Genomic DNA, 13,169 nt, shown 5'->3' on the forward strand with positions numbered 1-13,169 from the left:
AGCTCCGCAGCGCGCCCTTTTTCCACCAACCCATCTGTTTTGTTCGATTTCCTTATGGATGGCCGAGGCAGTGCGCAGCATGCGCACGTTTTGCGACATCGCCTCGGATTTGGAATGAGATATAGCTGAGTCGCACCCGTTCGCGAGGCACGTGTCAAGCGGCCCAGATCGGGATGATTAAAAGAGGCAGAAATTCAGCGGTCGCAACAAGGTTGATATCATAATATACCGTGGCGTCGAGGGACACGAAATTGGCATAGCAGTGGCACAGGACAGCCATCGCAATGTGACATCGGGTGCTACGATTCGACAGGCATATACTCATAAAGCTCATCGCCCAATTCGACGAGCTGGCGCTTGAACGGCTTGGTGTCGAAGTCGTAGACGGTCTTACCGCATGTGATCGCGAAGAGTACGTTCGCGCCGGCCTCCTCAAGGACCTCTTTGGCAGCAAGCATCGTACTTCCAGTCGATAGGACGTCGTCCACTAAAACAACGCGCCGCCCTTCGACATTACCTTGGACTTCTAGATATTGCTTCCAGTAGGCGCGCTTGCGATGCCCGCCGCCCTCGTGCGCTCTAGGCAATGCCTTAGTCCACCTGAGGCCATCGTAGACTTTGCCCGGGAACACCTTGTCTTTCATAGCCTCGGCCAACATCCAAAGGGACCGATAACCTCCCTTGACCGTCCGAAGAGCATCCTTCGATGGCACAGGGATCAGGAGGACGTTGGTCGGTGCCGCCTCACTCTCGAGGGTCGAGGCGATAAATTGACCGAAGGCGCTTCTGGCTCGCTTGATATTGCCTGGGCCTATTTTGACCCTGGCGCCGCCTCTGAAGGCAATCGTGAAGCCGGTTTTGTATTGACCGGTCTTCACAGCCCAGACGAACAGGTAGGAGTCCCAGTAGTCTGGCTTACGCTTTGCTTTTTCCTTGTGCGCCCGCTCGGAGTAGTAGGCGCTGATGAAATGGACATCCATTACGCAATCCGGGAAAGGATGTCTTCCACGCTCGTGAGAACGACCGTCTTGGGGTTATCGAGAAAACGGCCCGGCCAAGAGACCGTCCGATTCTCGATGACGGACCGCATGATGAAGAGCCAACGCCCCAAGCGCACGCATTCCGCGGCCTGGTGAAGTGTTCCGGACGTGTCGGATGCCTCTACGATGACACTGCCGTCAGAGAGCGCTGCCATCAGGCGGTTTCTCTTGGGGAAATCTGATTGGAATGTCCGCTGTCCGGGGTGGAACTGCGAAACCAAAAGGTGGTGCTCGTAGATATCGCGTTGCAGGTCGGCATTCTCCGCTGGGTACGCCTTGTCAAGAGGCGTCCCAATCACGGAGATCGTCCGTCCTCCAGCGCCAATGGCGGCTATGTGCGCGGCGGTATCCACGCCCTTGGCCAAGCCACTCGTCACCACGACCCCAGCTGAAGCCAATTCGCGTGAAATGCGCGTTGCCCGCAGGATGCCCTCGCTGGAGACTGACCGCGCACCGATCACAGAGATGGACTTCGCCTTCAGGAGGTTCAAATCGCCGGCGAAGAATATGATGGGATCACGCTCCTCAGCCTTCTTGAAGAGACCCTGCTGCTCCTTCAGCATCGGGCGACCAGCGACATCCATAAGGTGACCGAGCGGCATGGAGTGCACGTCTGCGGGGGGAATATATCCGGATCTGCTTATGGAATTCTTCGTCTGATCGCGCCTCGTAGTTTCCGTATGTTCTGAGCTCATGTCCAACAGCATTTCGACTTCTCCAGAAATGCTCTCGTTGCACTAGTACCGTGATTCTGGTGGCGGGTTAAAGTTGATCCTGCGGCTATCCACTGCAAAACTGTCGACCGGCTTCGCTCAGCTGTCAAGATGTCCGCTGACATTTGGAGCATCCCTTGCCGGATAGACTGTGGATCACCGGCTTGGCTTTAACATCATGCAATATGTTCACTATATGTTCCCTTCGCCGCAACATCAAGGTAGTGGCTTTCCGTTCCTTGGCAAAGGCTGGCGTCGATGTGGACGCCTCTGCGCTAATCTTTACGGCTCGTGACACGACGACGATGCGTTTCGTTCCGCAGCAGTGTGTTCTGATGCTGTATCGGGGTTATCCGTCAGCGGTCGATGCGGATCAACGCCTTGCGGCGACATCGCCGAGTTCGAGATCGCCAGGGTGTTGCCGGAGTGGGCGTGCTGGTACCGTCACGTTGGCCCCTGCGACGTGTTCACAGGGGCCGGCCACCATTATTCACTCATCAGGCATAACTGATGAGCTTCCAGGTAACAGCCTTACCGCCGTAGGGAGGCATACGGTTGCCCTTCGCGATAGGAGCGGTGGTTGTCGGCGAGCCGACGACCTCCCACTTTCCACTCTCGGGGCAAGTTTCGCCTGTTCGGGCCGTCGTTCCAATGGGCTTCTTCATTGCATTCACTCCCGCGACTGGTTGATGAAACTGCCTTTAGGAGTAAAATCCGATGCTCTGTGGATCTGGTAGAACTCCGCGTGGCCGATTAGTCTGACGGTGTCGCGAGCCGACCAGACCAACCGAGAGGCGAGGCCGCTGGCGCGGTCTCGCCTTTTTCTTTCTGAGACAAAGTCCCGCTGTCAGAGGAGCTGCCGTGTTCTCCGGCGACCAGTTTTTCTGCCAGCGCTTCTGCAAGTTGCTTCTTGAGCGAGCCAAGACCGGTCCGCGGCTCTCGACCGATTCGATCGCGGCAATGTTGGCACGTTGCCGGCGCAAACCCACGAACCTTAAAAAAGGGCTGTCGCCGAACGTTGCCGACGACAGCCAAGGCCCCTCGGGAGGAGGTCGAGAAAACCGCGTGCGTATACCTTCCGATTAGTCCCCAATTGCCTTATGACGCGATATAGACGGTGGCTCGGCGAACGAGCAGCCCATACTCTGAAGCTAATGTGCAGGGTTGATGGAATGGGGCAGCGAATTGCAGAATATCGGTCGACACGGGCGGAGCGCTCCTGACGCCGTAGCTTCAAGTCCACAAGGCGCCTTAAAAATCGGCAAGTCCTCAGCCCTGTAAACAGGGTCCAGCCCCTATAAGTTCCTAATCGGGGTCGGCTGCCATGTCAGTAAGCAGAGCCGGACGTATCATTAAGGTTGTGGCGCTCGGTGCCCTTGAGTGGCGGGTTGAAGACGCTGACGAGGATCAGGTCCTGCTCGCGGCCGCCACGCAGGTAGTGCTTGTCATGTTTGTCGAGCACATAGATGTCGCCCTTGCGGATCGGGAAGACGTTGCCTTCCATGTCTTCAACCTCGCCCTCTCCTGCGATGCAATAGCAAGCCTCGAGATGATTGCGGTATTGAAGCACCGAAACGGTGTTGGCCCGCACCACCGTGTGACAGACGGTAAAGCCCATTCCATCTCTTTCCGTCAGCAGACGATGGCTGGTACCGCTGCCCCATTCGACGAAGTGATCGGTTGCTTCAACATCTTGCAGGCTCCTCACGAACATGCTGTTCTCCTCGCGTAAGCAAATTTGACAATGGCGGCGAGCGAGCTCGGATCGATCGCGGCGCAGCACCTTTATCCGCTCGCTTCTCACGATAAACAAATGACGATTCCTAATCGGATAGTTGAGGAGAATCTACATATGCTGCCTCCCCTCGGTACCTTGCGGGTCTTCGAAGTTGCTGCTCGTCTCGCAAGCTTTTCGCGGGCCGCCGACGAGTTGCATGTGACCCATGCCGCTGTCAGCCATCAGATACGACAGTTAGAGGAGTGGTTCGGTCGCCCTTTGTTCCTGCGTGAAAAGCGCGGCGTGCGCTTGGCTCCCGACGCCGAACGCCTCGCAGAAGCCCTGTCGGAGAGCTTTGAGCGCATAGCCGCTGAGGCGGGGTCCTTGAAGCTCAGGACAAGATCGGAAATCACCGTCGCCTGCATTCCATCGATCGCGACACGCTGGCTGATCCCGGCGCTCAGCGAGTTCCTCTCGACGCATGCAGACATCACGGTCAGGGTGGTTTATGCCTCGGCCGCCCAGCGCTTGCGTGAAACCGGCTGTGACGTTTTGGTCACCCTCGGCGCCGACACCTCGGACGGAATTCTATGCACGCGGCTCTTTTCGCGCGTCAACAAACCCGTCGCGAGCCCACGCTATATCGAGAGTAAGGGCGACCTCATGAATGTCGAACAGATCGCGGCAGCGGACCTGCTGCACGACGAGACGACTGCTCATTGGCAGCACTGGTTCACGAAAGCAGGCGTATCATCGTCTGGAGTGCCAAGAGGTCCGGTGTTTCAGGACTTCAATCTGCTTGCGACCGCCGCCATCGCCGGGCATGGCGTCGCGCTTTGTCCGGTCGAGGTATGCAGGCGGGAAATTACGAACGGAGATTTGATCGTGCTCTCGGACATCGCCGTTCTCGAAGAGGAAAGCTATTTCTTGATCAGCAAAGCGTCTCGTCAGAAGGCTGTGGCTGCCTTCTGCGGGTGGTTCCAAGATGTCGTTGATCCGGCAGCAGGCCATAGGCACCTGCGCGTTTAGGCATAAAGATGCGCGGAACGATGCTGGTATGTCGGAGAAAGCCTCCAACAGCCGGAGCTGCGAAAGCCCACTCAGAAAAACTCGTCCTGTTAGCGGTGGAGCTACGGATATAGCTCTCCCAAAGATGTTTGGGATTTGATCATTCTGAAGACATTTCGCTCGCGCTCAGACCTTCGGCAGTCCGTCTGGCCGTGTCAGTCTTCGTTGCGCCGCGATGCGGAACGGCGCGTTCAATGCGCCATACCCCGTATACGGACCTCTCCGTTCGACGATCTCGAAAAAGAAGCCCTCCCCGAAGGGGCGGCTATAGACCTGAAAGTATTCGCCGTGCTCATCACGATCATACAGAATGCTGGCGGCTTTGAGCCTGTCGGAAAACGCCGGCTCCAGGTCGAAGCGGGCTTGCAGATCATCGTAATAGTTGGGTGATATGGGCAGCGGCTGAAAGCCTTTCGTCTTCAAGATGCGAGTCGTCTCGAAGATATCTTCCGTTGCAAACGCGACATGCTGGATGCTGGTGCCATATCCTTCCGCCAAGAACTTTCCGGCGAATGTCTTGCGATTGTCGACGCCGTTCATCGTCAGGCGGAAACCACGGCTGGCAGTGCTTTCGATAGCCTGGCTGCGGACCAGTCCGCCGGGATCTACGACGTCGATCATGGGCGTGCGCTCGGTGTCGAAGATCGAAGTGTAGAACAGCAGCCACGTCAACATCTCGTCGTACCGCGTGGTCTGGGCCAAATGATCGATGCGAGTTAAACCGGCACCCTCGCTCGAGGGCGCGACTTGTGCCGAGACAAATTCCTGATCCCACACCGACGCCAATAAAGTGGAGCCATCAAGGAAGTAGATCACGCTGTTTCCGACCCCGTGAATAGCTGGCACGGTGACCTCCCCCAAGCGACGCGGTTCGCAGAAAGTTACAGCTCCAAGGGTTTGTGCTCGACGGAGGGCGGCTTGCGCGTCATCGACCTTCATGCCGAATGCGTACGCGTTCGTACCATGCGCAGAATAGGATGAAGCCGCAAATGTATCGCCCGATGCATCGGTGTTGATGACGATCCGGATATCGGCCTGCGTGTAAAGGTCAACGGCCCGATTGCGATGCCGAGCGGTCTTCGAAAAACCCAGAGTGACTAGTAGCGCCTCAAGATTTTCCTTTTCGTCACCGCCGGTTGTGAACTCGAGGAATTCAACACCTTCAGCAGAAATTCTGATTGGCATCTGCGGGACGTCGATGCGGATGTCCGGTTCCTGCCTTGCCACCTGGTCCATCAAGTAGACCAGTGAGCGGTGGCCATCTTCAGCAATGGTTCTCGCCGAACCGCCACGAAACTGGTCGTTGAAGATTTCCAGTGACAATGGGCCGTCATATCCCGTGGCGGCAACAGCGCGCATGAAATCCACGACGGGCAGGTCTCCCTCTCCAGGCATGTTTCTGAAATGGCGGCTCCAATAGAGCAAATCCATGTCGATGAGAGGAGCGTCCGCGAGCTGGACGATAAAGATCTTGTCGCCGGGTATGGACCGGATCGTGTTCGGATCGATTTTGCGGGAAAGCGTGTGGAAGCTGTCGAGGATCAACCCGATATTCGGATGATTTGCTCGCCTAACGATTTCCCAGGCATCGCGGTGATCGTTAATGTGGCGACCCCATGCAAGGGCCTCAAATCCCACGCGAACACCATGTTTCGCCGCCCGCTCGCCGAGTTCGTAGAAATCAGCGACAGCACGGTCAATGCCGCCAAGTGAAATCGGAGACACGTTCGAGCAGATTAGCATGAGATCGGTACCGAGTTCGCCCATGACTTCGAACTTGCGTTCGGCGCGCTCGAATGCTCGAGCACGATGTGGTCCTGGCATGCCTTCAAAATCGCGAAATGGCTGAAAAAGAGTGATGTCGAGCCCTTGGTCGCCGGCCATACTCGCGACCTGGCGTGGCGACGCGTCACAGGTTAGGAAGTCGTTCTCGAAGATCTCCACGCCTGTGAACCCGGCCTTGGCTATCGCAGCCAGTTTCTCCGGAAACTCCCCGCCAAGTGATGCGGTCGCCATCGAAGTCTTCATTTCGCTTCCTCGCTCATAGCAAGTTTCGATACGGCGTCGCGGAGCGCCACGAGATAGCCCGCAGTGCCCATTCCGACGACGATCCCATTCGCGCGCGAAGAGATGTAGGAGTGATGCCGGAAGCTCTCGCGCTGATGCACGTTCGAGATGTGAATTTCAATTACCGGTCCTTCAAAGGCGTTCAGCGCATCGAGTAGGGCGACAGACGTATGCGTGAACGCCGCGGGATTGATCACGATAGCATCGGCATGCTCGCGTGCTTCGTGGATCCAGTCGATGAGTTCGTACTCTCTGTTGCTTTGATGGAATCGGATTTCATGACCGAGCTCGGCAGCGAGTGCGCGAACTTCGCGCTCTATATCCTCAAGCGTCTTACTGCCGTAGATATGCGGCTGCCGCTTGCCGAGCAGATTGAGGTTCGGTCCATTCAAGACATAAATCAAAGCCATCTTACTTCTCCTCGCGAGTGTCATGGCGGAGCGTCCATCAAACAAGTTAAAGTGCGAGGCTACGTGCGGCCCGTGCGAAGGCCTCCGTCATCTCTTCCATCACCGCTTGATCGGAACGCGCCGAAATGTAGTGCCGGCCATAAGTACTAAACATGGACATCACGCCGCTCTGGCGTAGCGCCACGTGCATGTTTTCGACAAAAGCAGGATCGGCTCTCTGGACCGCCTCGTTATAATCGCTCGGCGCGCTTTTGTGCCGCCAGATGGTAAACACGGTGCCATAGCCACTCGTCGAAACGTCGGTACCGGTTTTCTCGAAGGCCAAACGGATGGCTTCACGCAGCGCGTCGCCGGATCGGCGCAGCGCTTCATAATCCACCGTGTCGAGGACATTCATCGCGGCGTGAACGGCAGCGCAGGCCACGGGATTGCCGTTGTAGGTGCCCGCATGCGTCACCCGCTTTTCCTCAAACGCCGCCATGATATCCGGCCGACCGATCAACGCCGCGACCGCGAACCCGTTTCCAATGGCTTTGCCCACCGTTGCCAGGTCCGGCGAAATGCCGAGATAGTGTGATGCGAGACCGGGATGAAGCCGAAAGCCCATAAGCACTTCGTCCATGATTACCAGCGCGCCGTGTCGCCGGGCCAGCGCCACGACATGCTCTAGGTACCCTGGCTTTGCGACCACGCATCCGGCGTTGGCCATCATCGGCTCAAGAACGATGGCGGCGACATCGTCGCACTCGGAGAACAACAAATCCGCGTCGGTGAAGTCATTGAAACGCAATAGCAACGTATCGCCATTTTGTGGGCGCGCATTGGTGGCCATCAATGCCTCGGGAGAGCCCGCGTTTCCAAACGCGACATCGTCGAACCAGCCGTCATAGCCCGCGGCAGCCTTCACAATCTTGCTGCGGCCGGTCACCTTCCTGGCCGTCCGGCAGGCGAGATGGACGGCTTCGCTACCGGAGTTGAGAAAGATGACCTTGCTGAGGTCGCGTGTGTGCGCAGCCAGGCTTGCGGCAGCTTCCTCTTCCAGAGTGTGGGCGTAGGCCGGCATCGATCCGCGCTCCATCGCAGTGCGCACCGCTTCAGTCACCACCGGATCGGTATGGCCGAGAAAGGTCGCTCCAAACCCAAGCGCCGTATCGATGTACCGCCTGCCCCTCTGGTCCCAGACATATGGACCTTCAGCCTTGGCGACAAGAAACCGCTCTCCGTCCACTTCAGGGACGATACGGCCGGCACTCGATATTCCGCACACAAGATGTTGCATTTTATTCAAACTCCAAAAAGGTTCGGTAGCCATTCGGTCAGCGAGGGGAAGGCGACGAGACCAGCCACGCAAAGGACGCTTGCAATCCAGTAGGGGACCAGCCAAACGGAGACGGACCACATATCCAGCTTGGCGACGTTGCAAACAACGAATATGTTCGTGCCGATGGGAGGCGTGAACAGGCCTATGCCGAGTGTCATCGTGAACACGATGCCGGTCTGGTAAGGGGTCATACCGGCAGCCAGCGCAATCGGCACAAGGATCGGAGCGAGGATAATCAACGCCGGTCCGAGGTCGAGCCAAAATCCGACGACCTTGAGCAGGACCAGGACAAGGATGATCGTCACGACGGGCGTGGTGTCGAGGCCGGTAATCCAGGCGGCAGCGTCGGCTGGCACCTGCTCGACGGTCAGGATCCATCCAAACGGGGTCGCAAGCGCCATGATCATCATGATGACGCCAGTTGTTGCAACTGCCGTTCCGGCAGCCGCGTAAAGCGAGTGGAGCGGCAGCTCCCGGTAGACCAGGACACCGATCAGGAAAGAATATACGACAGCAAGTGCCGACGCTTCCGTCGCGGTTGCGATGCCGCCGATGATGGAGCCGAGCACCAGGACCGGCATCATTAGCGCGGGCAGCGCGCCAACGACATCCTTGCCAATCTGACCCCAATCGGCAGGCGTTTCGTTGCGCGGAAACCGGTGTCTGCGCGCGACGATGTACGACGTGATCATGAAGGTTACCGCGATGAAAGCGCCGGGCACGAGCGCCGCCACGAGCAGTCCACCGATCGAAGTGTTCGTAAGTACGCCGTATAGAATGAGAATGACGCTTTGCGGCCCGATGATGCCGAGCGTACCGGAGGCTGCGGTCACGGCCGCGGCAAATGCCTTCGGGTAACCGCGTTCCGACATCGCGGGTATCATGATCGAACCGACGGCGCCCGTATCGGCCGTCGCCGAGCCGCTGATCCCACCGTAGACGAGCGCAGTAGCGACGTTGACGAGACCGAGTCCGCCGGTAACGCGCCCGAAAATGTGCTCAGCGACCCGCATGATGCGTGCAGTGAGTCCGCCTCGGTTCATCAGTTCGCCTGCAAACAGGAACAACGGGATAGCCGCAAGCGTGATCGCGTCAGCACCTCGCAAGGTCTGCTGTGCAAACCAGGCGGTCGGCAGGTGCAGGTCGCTGACCAGGATGGTGATCAGGGTTGCCACCCCCATGCACCAAGCGATCGGCACTCCGATCAGCAGCAAGACTGTAAAGCTGAGGATAAGCATCGCAACGGTCATGCGCGCACTCCTTCGCGCTGGCGCAACGAAACAGTCAGGGCGGTGAACCTTCGAGCCGCGATGACAACAGCGCCGATACCGAGAATGATGACTGGGATCGTAACGACGCCGCTCGGAAGGCGCAGGACAGCCGTCGGGACCATTGCCGAACGTTGCCAGACCGCCCAACCGCTCACCAGAAAGGCCGCACCCATGGCGAAGAGCGCGAGTGCGGCGATGAAGTCTAAGCACCGCTTCAACAGGGGCGGGGAGGCCTGGTTCAGAGCTTCGAAAGCAACATTTTCGCCGCGTAGTTCGGCGTTCAACAGACCGACGAATGTAATCCAAACGAAGGCGATGCTGGCAACCTCGAACGACCATTCTACGCCGCCGAACTCGAAGTAACGGGCGATGACCCCGAGCAGGGTCGTTGAAAACATGATGGCGAAGGCGGCGACGCCGGCAAACGCCAGGACGCCAGTCAGGAGCCCCCGCCTCCGCGGCGGGGCTGAGGTAACGATGGGTTGCATGGGCTTACCTCAGTTCGCGGCTGCGGCTGACTGGACGGTGGAGACGAGATCGGGGCCCCATTCCTTCGCAAATTGATCATAGACTGGCTGCACCATATCGACGAACGGGCCCGTCTCCACCTTGGTGATTGTCACGCCTTTGGCCTCGAGGGTTTTCTGGGTGTCGGCGTAAATCTTGTCCAGCTCGCCGCGATACCAATCGACTGTGTCGGTCGCCGACTTCTCGATTGCAGCCTGCTCGTCAGGCGTCAACGCATCGAAGCGGTCCTTGTTCATGTACCACCAGTTGGCGGTCCAGATGTAGTTGGAGATGCTGAGATGCTTGGCGACTTCGTACCAACTCGAATCGTAGTAATCGCGCATTTCAGGCTCTACCGCCGCCACGACATGCGACTGCAGCGCCGTGTAGACCTGTCCGAACGGAATGGACTCTGCCAGAGCGCCGAACTGCTTCATCGTGGCGAGAATGACCGGATTCGGCGGTGTTCTGATCTTTATCCCGGCAAGATCGGAAGGCGCCTCGATCGCCTTGTTCGTCGCGAACTGGCGGAAGCCTGAATCCAGGGCGCCAAGCATGAGATAGCCACGCTCTTCGCCCATATGCTGTATCTTCTGACCCTCTTCGCTGTCGAGAAACTTATGAACGTTCGCCGGCCCCTTGAACAGGAACGGCAACGAAAGAACGTTGAGGCGAGGATCGATCGCATCGATCGCGCCGCCGAGGCCAATATCGATCGCACCGGCGCCGACGCCGTCGGCGATCGGTCCTTCATCCCCAAGCTGAGCGTTGGGATAGATCTGAACGATGACGGAGCCCTTGCTCTCATCCTTGACGTCGGCCGCGAATTTCTCCATGGCCTTGTTGATCAGACTGTCGGGTGAAGAGGCATGTGCGAGCCGAAGGGTTGTCTCGGCAGCTGCCGGACGTTCGAGCATGAAGGCGAGCGATGCTCCCAGCAGGAGTGCTGGAATGACTGAAAGTTGACGTAGTTGCCTCACTTTGTTCCCCCATTTTTTGGATGTGATTGATGGGGGAAGAGCATAATATTACGGTACGCGGACGAAACACGAGATTTCTTATTGCTCCATAAGCATCGTTGATAGGAAGCACATCTCGGGTCTTGCTTGCCAGCCGTCGATGAGGAACAGGTAGCATGAGAAATCTGGACAGCGATGCTTTGGCGGCATTCCTGGCGGTCGCGGAAACCGGCAGCTTTACCGCGGCGGCAGAAAGGCTCGGGCGGACCCAGGCGGCTGTCAGCATGGCCATCGCGAAATGGGAAGAGCGTCTTGACCTGCGTCTCTTCGAACGCGCCCATCGCCGGGTGTCGCTGACGCCGACAGGACAGCGGCTTCTAGTATACGCGCGCAAGATGAGGGCCATCGAAGACGAGGCTCTCGCCATGCTGCTTGAGGGACGCAATGAGAGCCGCGTCCGGCTCGGCATGCCTGACGACTATCTGACGCTGTTCGGTACCGCTTTAATGGAGCGTTTCGTCCCGCGATATCCCAACGTAAGTTTGGATCTGCGATACGACTTCTCTCTTCGCCTCGAACAAATGGTTGAGACCACCGAGCTCGACATGGCGATCGTGACCCAGAGTGCCTCCGAGCCAAAGGGCGAAGTTATTCGGGAGGAGAGGCAAATCTGGTGTTGCGCCCCCAATCGCACACCGGAGAATGCAAGCTGCCTGCAACTTGCATTGTTCCCCGACGGGTGTCGGGCACGCCCTCACATACTCGCGTCGCTCGACCAGATCGAGCGAAACTGGCGTATCGTCTACTCTTCATCGGACAGTGCGGGGATCCAGCTTGCAGTGGCGTCGGGAGAATTGCTGACGGTGTTGCCGGAGAGTGCGGTACCAGCGAACTGGAGGAGGCTCGGAGAAGAAGAGGGATTGCCGGCCCTGCCATGGCTGCGTCTGGCGATGATCTTGCCGCAGCATCCTCGGCTGCCCGTGCGCCAGCTCGCTGCCTTCCTCCGATCCGAGTTTCAACCGGGCGGGATCGCTTGCGAGGCACCCGCACGCGGTGTTGGCGGTTGAGAAGACCCGCAAGTATTGAATCACCCAGCAATCGCAGCCAAGCCAATGGCGCGAGAGCTACAATGATGCCGCGTAGAAAAAGGTTACGCCGTGGAGCCGGAGACGGGCGGTCGCGGTCGTGGGATCGGCCAGATATCTCCGAGATCCCTCGCTGCTGCGAGCAGATCATCTGCCACCTCTGCCAGACGAGATTCCGTCATCCGCACGGAGGGTCCAGCTACGCTGATAGCCCCTACCGCCGAGCCATGTTGCCGATCAGGGATGGCGGCGCCAACCGCCGACATGCCGATCAAACTCTCGTCGGCAGAGATCGCGTATCCGAGCTTGCGGACTCGCGTGAGTTCTTCGAGCAGTTCCTGCTCGTTGGAAATGAACGAGCGAGCATATCCGGGCGGCAGGTCAAATCCGTGCCGGCGGACAAGCGCCATGGCGCTGTCGTCATCCAGCGTCGCTAACCACGCACGCCCGTGAGCGGTGGCGTGGAGAACCGGCCCGGGCTCGAGGAGAGGGTCATAACGAAGACCGTTTGAGCTGCCTTGCGCCTTTGCTATCCAAACCAGTTCACCATTTTCCGCGGCGCTGACGCGAATGAATTCGCCTGTGCGTTGGGCTAACCGATTGATGATGGGCTGACACACGTCCACAAGGCCGATATTCCCGAAAAATCGAAGTCCCAGCGCCGCAGTCCGAATAGCGAGCCGGTAATGTTGCGTCAGCGGATCTTGAACGGCGAAGTCCCTGCCAGCCAGCACCGACAAGAGCCTGTGCGCGATGCTCTTCGGAAGACTGAGGCGTCTGGCTATTTCGGTCAGCGCCAAGCCCTCCGGGTAGTCAGCCAGCAACTCGATGATATCAAGAGTTCTCTCTGTCGGTGAAACGTTCGCCACAATGATCTCGTCGACTTAGATGGACACAAACAATCTTCATAAGCGCATCTATAATAGCAGAACGGGGTTCCGGCAAACCTTGATCTCGCGAAATTCCTTCCCCTCCGACCTGCCTCCACAGCAAAAGCGAGCTGGCACGAGC

13 protein-coding genes are annotated in these 13,169 nt (G+C 58.2%); 2 read left to right on the forward strand and 11 right to left on the reverse strand.

The window, feature by feature from the left end:
- Positions 1–299: 299 nt before the first annotated feature.
- The 4 genes from QN222_RS27505 to QN222_RS27520 all read right to left on the reverse strand — a co-directional run bounded on the left by QN222_RS27505 (position 300) and on the right by QN222_RS27520 (position 3,467).
- Positions 300–980 carry a phosphoribosyltransferase gene (locus QN222_RS27505; protein WP_283963485.1) on the reverse strand — a complete coding sequence of 227 codons (681 nt, stop codon included), beginning with the start codon at positions 978–980 and terminating at the stop codon, positions 300–302.
- Positions 980–1,603 carry a DNA-processing protein DprA gene (locus tag QN222_RS27510; protein WP_284005685.1) on the reverse strand — a complete coding sequence of 208 codons (624 nt, stop codon included), beginning with the start codon at positions 1,601–1,603 and terminating at the stop codon, positions 980–982. The genes QN222_RS27505 and QN222_RS27510 overlap by 1 nt, the downstream gene beginning before the upstream one ends.
- Positions 1,604–2,250: 647 nt before the next feature.
- Positions 2,251–2,418, reverse strand: a complete 168-nt coding sequence (locus QN222_RS27515; RefSeq protein ID WP_283963483.1) for a hypothetical protein — start codon at positions 2,416–2,418, stop codon at positions 2,251–2,253.
- 662 nt (positions 2,419–3,080) lie between these two features.
- On the reverse strand, positions 3,081–3,467 hold the full coding sequence (locus QN222_RS27520; RefSeq protein WP_283963482.1) for an ectoine synthase: 387 nt from the start codon (positions 3,465–3,467) through the stop codon (positions 3,081–3,083).
- 138 nt (positions 3,468–3,605) lie between these two features.
- Here QN222_RS27520 and QN222_RS27525 point away from each other — a divergent pair, with 138 nt between their 5' ends.
- A complete protein-coding gene (locus QN222_RS27525; protein WP_283963481.1) occupies positions 3,606–4,499 on the forward strand; it encodes a LysR substrate-binding domain-containing protein in 894 nt (297 codons plus the stop codon).
- Positions 4,500–4,664: 165 nt separating this feature from the next.
- Here QN222_RS27525 and QN222_RS27530 read toward each other — a convergent pair whose 3' ends face one another.
- Genes QN222_RS27530 through QN222_RS27555 form a run of 6 tightly spaced genes read right to left on the reverse strand, consistent with a single transcriptional unit; the run spans position 4,665 to position 11,055 of the window.
- Positions 4,665–6,566, reverse strand: a complete 1,902-nt coding sequence (locus tag QN222_RS27530) for a sugar phosphate isomerase/epimerase and 4-hydroxyphenylpyruvate domain-containing protein (protein ID WP_283963480.1) — start codon at positions 6,564–6,566, stop codon at positions 4,665–4,667.
- The gene (gene aroQ, locus QN222_RS27535; protein ID WP_283963479.1) at positions 6,563–7,015 is read right to left on the reverse strand and encodes a type II 3-dehydroquinate dehydratase; all 453 of its coding nucleotides are present in this window, start codon (positions 7,013–7,015) and stop codon (positions 6,563–6,565) included. Before aroQ ends, QN222_RS27530 begins: the two co-directional genes overlap by 4 nt.
- A 46-nt stretch (positions 7,016–7,061) precedes the next feature.
- Positions 7,062–8,327, reverse strand: a complete 1,266-nt coding sequence (locus QN222_RS27540; RefSeq protein ID WP_283963478.1) for an aminotransferase class III-fold pyridoxal phosphate-dependent enzyme — start codon at positions 8,325–8,327, stop codon at positions 7,062–7,064.
- Complete coding sequence (locus tag QN222_RS27545; protein WP_283963477.1) at positions 8,300–9,586, reverse strand: TRAP transporter large permease; 1,287 nt, start codon at positions 9,584–9,586, stop codon at positions 8,300–8,302. The genes QN222_RS27540 and QN222_RS27545 overlap by 28 nt, the downstream gene beginning before the upstream one ends.
- The gene (locus QN222_RS27550; protein WP_283963476.1) at positions 9,583–10,095 is read right to left on the reverse strand and encodes a TRAP transporter small permease; all 513 of its coding nucleotides are present in this window, start codon (positions 10,093–10,095) and stop codon (positions 9,583–9,585) included. Before QN222_RS27550 ends, QN222_RS27545 begins: the two co-directional genes overlap by 4 nt.
- A gap of 9 nt (positions 10,096–10,104) precedes the next feature.
- Positions 10,105–11,055, reverse strand: coding sequence for a TRAP transporter substrate-binding protein (locus QN222_RS27555; protein WP_336621046.1), 951 nt, complete (start codon positions 11,053–11,055; stop codon positions 10,105–10,107).
- Between the two features lie 194 nt (positions 11,056–11,249).
- Here QN222_RS27555 and QN222_RS27560 point away from each other — a divergent pair, with 194 nt between their 5' ends.
- Positions 11,250–12,140 (forward strand): LysR family transcriptional regulator, encoded by an 891-nt coding sequence (locus tag QN222_RS27560; protein ID WP_284005686.1) that lies wholly within the window; start codon positions 11,250–11,252, stop codon positions 12,138–12,140.
- A gap of 83 nt (positions 12,141–12,223) precedes the next feature.
- Here QN222_RS27560 and QN222_RS27565 read toward each other — a convergent pair whose 3' ends face one another.
- Positions 12,224–13,027: an IclR family transcriptional regulator gene (locus tag QN222_RS27565; protein ID WP_283963473.1), complete on the reverse strand. Its 804-nt coding sequence runs from the start codon at positions 13,025–13,027 to the stop codon at positions 12,224–12,226.
- Between the last annotated feature and the right edge of the window lie 142 nt (positions 13,028–13,169).

It is taken from the genome of Sinorhizobium sp. 6-70, assembly GCF_030124375.1.
Classification (GTDB): domain Bacteria; phylum Pseudomonadota; class Alphaproteobacteria; order Rhizobiales; family Rhizobiaceae; genus Sinorhizobium.

Bases quoted from the DNA above. Each gene is read 5' to 3' on its own strand.
- QN222_RS27505 (WP_283963485.1), bottom strand. From the start codon at position 980: ATGGATGTCCATTTCATCAGCGCCTACTACTCCGAGCGGGCGCACAAG.
- QN222_RS27510 (WP_284005685.1), bottom strand. From the start codon at position 1,603: ATGCTGAAGGAGCAGCAGGGTCTCTTCAAGAAGGCTGAGGAGCGTGAT.
- QN222_RS27515 (WP_283963483.1), bottom strand. From the start codon at position 2,418: ATGAAGAAGCCCATTGGAACGACGGCCCGAACAGGCGAAACTTGCCCC.
- QN222_RS27520 (WP_283963482.1), bottom strand. From the start codon at position 3,467: ATGTTCGTGAGGAGCCTGCAAGATGTTGAAGCAACCGATCACTTCGTC.
- QN222_RS27525 (WP_283963481.1), top strand. From the start codon at position 3,606: ATGCTGCCTCCCCTCGGTACCTTGCGGGTCTTCGAAGTTGCTGCTCGT.
- QN222_RS27530 (WP_283963480.1), bottom strand. From the start codon at position 6,566: ATGAAGACTTCGATGGCGACCGCATCACTTGGCGGGGAGTTTCCGGAG.
- aroQ (WP_283963479.1), bottom strand. From the start codon at position 7,015: ATGGCTTTGATTTATGTCTTGAATGGACCGAACCTCAATCTGCTCGGC.
- QN222_RS27540 (WP_283963478.1), bottom strand. From the start codon at position 8,327: ATGGCTACCGAACCTTTTTGGAGTTTGAATAAAATGCAACATCTTGTG.
- QN222_RS27545 (WP_283963477.1), bottom strand. From the start codon at position 9,586: ATGACCGTTGCGATGCTTATCCTCAGCTTTACAGTCTTGCTGCTGATC.
- QN222_RS27550 (WP_283963476.1), bottom strand. From the start codon at position 10,095: ATGCAACCCATCGTTACCTCAGCCCCGCCGCGGAGGCGGGGGCTCCTG.
- QN222_RS27560 (WP_284005686.1), top strand. From the start codon at position 11,250: ATGAGAAATCTGGACAGCGATGCTTTGGCGGCATTCCTGGCGGTCGCG.